This is a genomic window from Bradyrhizobium altum (assembly GCF_020889705.1).
GTDB lineage: Bacteria > Pseudomonadota > Alphaproteobacteria > Rhizobiales > Xanthobacteraceae > Bradyrhizobium > Bradyrhizobium altum.
In genome coordinates this window covers 1-3,681 of the sequence record NZ_JACMYP010000451.1, presented here as the reverse complement: position 1 = coordinate 3,681, position 3,681 = coordinate 1, and the positions used below count along the sequence as shown (strand labels likewise).

Sequence of the window (3,681 nt, the reverse complement as noted above, 5' to 3'; positions counted from 1 at the left end):
GCTCAAAAGCAAAAGGTGCGGACAAATTCGCGCTTACGGCGCAGATACGCGCGCAGGGTTGCGATCTCGGCATCAGGCCGGAAGCTGCCGCGTAACCGGCCATAGGAATGAAGCTGGCGCAGCCACGCGGCATCGCTGACATAGGTTTTGCGCCCCGGGCACGTTCTTTGGCGTACCGCGCATTGACCGGAATCACCTCAAACCCGTGCTGCTCCAGAATCTCGTAGACCGGGATCCAATGGACCCCGGTTGAGTTCATCGCGACACTCGTCACGCCGCACGTTTTTTACCAGTCCGCCAACTCATGCAGGTCTTGCGTGAATGTGCCGAAAGAGCGCACCGGCACGTCGGTGCAAGCGGTGTTCACCGCAGCCATGCGCATCTTTGATCCGATGTCGATAGCACCGGCCCCAACGTTGACCGGCTTCAATTCCGGACGGCCGCCGGCCGTCCTCTTCTTAGGCATGGCAATCCTCCATTCAATGACGGGCAGGAGGGTCTGGGCTATGCCAATCGTCATCTTCCTAATCGGCATAGTCGCCAGGGCGACGTCACGACTCTCAAGTTCGCATGCACCAATGGACGATGTTTTTTAACGGGGATTGAGCCTCCAATAATCGAACGGCCGCTACCCTCCCAACCGTCGAGGATAGCACAAGGCTGTTTCTACGCCGCACGGGCCCGCCACCGCGCTGGACACTTTTCTAAAATGTCGCGCTCCATGCGCAGCCGCTCGTTCTCCTCGCGCAGCGGGGCCATCTCGGCAGCCCGGTCCGCCGGCATCGGCGTCGCTTACGTCGTCGGGCGCCGCGTCGCCGGATGCCGGCTCCTGCCGGAGCTTACCCAGCGCCGCAGCACCGAATCGCGCAGACCGAGTTCCTTGCCGACCGAAGTCATCGAGCAACCACACGAAAGCACGAGCTCAGCGGCCTGCCGCTTGTAGTCCTCGGCAAACGACCGAGGTTGACGTCATTCCATTCGACAACTCCTGGCTCCCCGATCCTTTTACAGGTGTCCACTCATTCGGAGGAGGTTCAGACGTCTCGCCTTCGCTTCTCCTGTCTGAGATGGGGCTGAGAAAGGTCATTCTCTTGGAAGAAACGCAGGCGACACGGTTGAGCTAACTCTGCGTCAGGGAACGAGTTGACACGTAAGACCTTGAGGGGGAGCGCGTGGCGCGGCGGACCCCAACTGCGTTCCAAGGAGCAGCAAGATCAACCTTGATTGAGAAATCGATGGAATTGGTGGAATGCGCCCGTGTTTTGAATTCGGCCACAGCAATCGACCTCTTGTGATCATCAGAGCCAAACCACCAGTCCTTCGATATTGAGCGAGATGCAACAAAGTTGCGCCGGTCAACTACCAGCACGGGTATTTGATCTGTACGGCGGACGCATGTCATATGCTGTCCAATGGAAGATTGAACGATCAAACGTCGCCTACGAGGAATTCGACATGCTCCATCGACCAAGATCAGTATTCGGACTTGATCGAAGAGTTAAGTCCTCGCCTGTCTCAATGTGCAGCGGCGAGATCTGCTCCGACCGAGCGCGCATAAGGCAAGGTTTGACGACAGTTGAGCGCTTTAGTTGGAGCATCCCCTTACACTGGCCTCGGAAGATTTGTGTCAGACCGGCTGTGTCTGAAAGTGCACTCGTCGAGGGCTTCGATAAGTCGAGCGTTCAGGCGCGCTGTTGTGGGGCGTTAATGAACACGCTCCGCGATCTGAAAGGGATGTCAATTCAACTGGAGATACGGTATGCGCAACGATGAAATGAAGCTTGGATTGTTCCTGCTTCAGGCCGGATATAACGAAGGTGCATGGCGCGATCCGAGCGTGCCTGCGAATGGCGGAGTTGATATCGATTATTACGCTCACTTGGCGGCCCTTGCCGAAGGTGCCTCGTTTCACTTCTTATTTCTCGCCGACAGTCCAAGCGTAGTCGAACGAGATCACGCGATAGCTCGCACAAGCAGAAATGATGGGTTCGAGCCGATCACACTATTGTCGGCGCTCTCATCGAAAACACAAGACATCGGGCTTGTCGCGACAGCGACGACGACGTACTGCCAGCCCTATCATCTTGCACGCATGTTCGCTTCACTTGACTACCTATCGCGAGGACGCGCGGCTTGGAACATTGTTACCTCGGCATCTAAGTTCGAAGCTGCAAATTTCGGCGAAGAGGAACTTCCAGATCATGGCGCGCGCTATGCTCGGGCGCGGGAATTCGTGGAAGTTGTCAAGGGTCTCTGGGACACGTGGGAAGACGACGCTTTCATTCGCGACAAGAAGAGCGGAATTTTCGCTGACACCACGAAGCTGCATTTGCTTAACCACCGAGGACACTACTTGTCGGTCAGGGGCCCACTGAACATTGCAAGGCCACCGCAAGGGTATCCCGTGTTAGTTCAAGCCGGCGCATCCGATGTTGGAATAGAATTCTCTGCAGAAGTCGGCGAGGTCGTGTTCACCGCCGCGCCTACCTTAGAGGATAGTAAACGCCATTATGCTACTCTTAAAGAGAAAGCGCGCGTACTTGGGCGAGAAGACGATCAGGTGCTCGTCATGCCGGGCATTGTACCGATCGTTGGAAGGACTAAGCAGGAAGCGGGTGAGAAGCTTCAAAAACTGCAATCCTATATACACGTCGATCTCCTAACTGAATTGGGTGATCGTTTACTGGGGTTTGTCACCGACGTGCGTTCAATGAACCTCGACTCATTGGTGCCCGAGTCTCTACCGCAGACGAATTACATGCAGAGTCGGCAGAAGGTGCTTCTCGAACTAGCTGTACGCCAGAAGTTCACCTGGAGGCAACTGATCCGCTTCATATCGGACAGCAAAGGCCATCTAATGGTTGTCGGAACACCGGATGAGGTCGCCGACCTCATGGTGGATGCATTTGACCAATATGCAGCTGACGGGTTCAACGTATTGCCGGCAGTTTTTCCTAGCGGGCTCGAGGATTTTGTTGAGCTCGTTATTCCCGAGTTGCGCCGTCGAGGTAAATTCAGGTCCCGATACTCCGGAAAAACACTACGAGAGAACCTAGGTCTCAAGCGGCCACTCAATCGATTCACTTACGCACAGGCAAGCGGTCGTCCGTAAAAAGGGATGCAAGCCATTGAGTGGGATTCAGCATTTGGCACGGCCGTGCTTTTGAGATTGCAAGCTTTCCGGGTCTGGAGTTCGAACGCTTACGATTTCACTTTCCAGCTCGACCGAAGCCGCTGGCGTGGCATTTGAGGACGTGGTAACGCTGCCTTCTATCTGAGAGGGTTTCCGGTCTAAGGACTTGACTTTGAATGATCTTTTCTGATGGTCATGAACCGCCCCGGGTTTGCCGGAGGCTCCAACTCCTGAGAGGATGGAGCCATGACGAGCAAGACGACGAACAAATTTTCGCCTGAGGTCCGGGACCGTGCGGTTCGGATGGTTCTGGATCATGCCGGCGAGCACCCTTCGCGCTGGGCGGTAGTGACATCGATTGCGGCCAAGATCGGCTGCACCCCGCAGACGCTGCATGACTGGGTCAAGAAGGCCGAGATCGACAGCGGGCAGCGGACCGGCGTTCCGACCGAGATGGCCGAGAAGCTGAAGGCCCTGGAACGGGAGAACCGTGAGCTTCGGCAGGCCAACGAGATCCTGCGGAAGGCGAGCGCCTATTTTGCGATAGT

At 56.1% G+C, this 3,681-nt stretch carries 2 protein-coding genes and 2 pseudogenes; 2 read left to right on the top strand and 2 right to left on the bottom strand.

Annotated elements, in window-relative coordinates; genetic code table 11:
* Positions 1-20: 20 nt before the first annotated feature.
* A pseudogene (locus tag H8B02_RS49335) lies at positions 21-466 on the bottom strand (IS110 family transposase); the annotation flags it as partial.
* 326 nt (positions 467-792) lie between these two features.
* A pseudogene (locus tag H8B02_RS49245) lies at positions 793-954 on the bottom strand (transposase); the annotation flags it as partial.
* A gap of 805 nt (positions 955-1,759) precedes the next feature.
* On the opposite strand from H8B02_RS49245, the gene H8B02_RS46015 reads away from it, so the two are divergent.
* Both H8B02_RS46015 and H8B02_RS46010 read left to right on the top strand, forming a co-directional pair.
* Entirely contained in the window at positions 1,760-3,112 is a 1,353-nt protein-coding gene (locus tag H8B02_RS46015; protein ID WP_229172326.1) for an LLM class flavin-dependent oxidoreductase, read from the top strand.
* 267 nt (positions 3,113-3,379) lie between these two features.
* Positions 3,380-3,681: transposase (locus H8B02_RS46010; RefSeq protein ID WP_229172325.1), on the top strand; the 302-nt coding region annotated here is incomplete at its 3' end.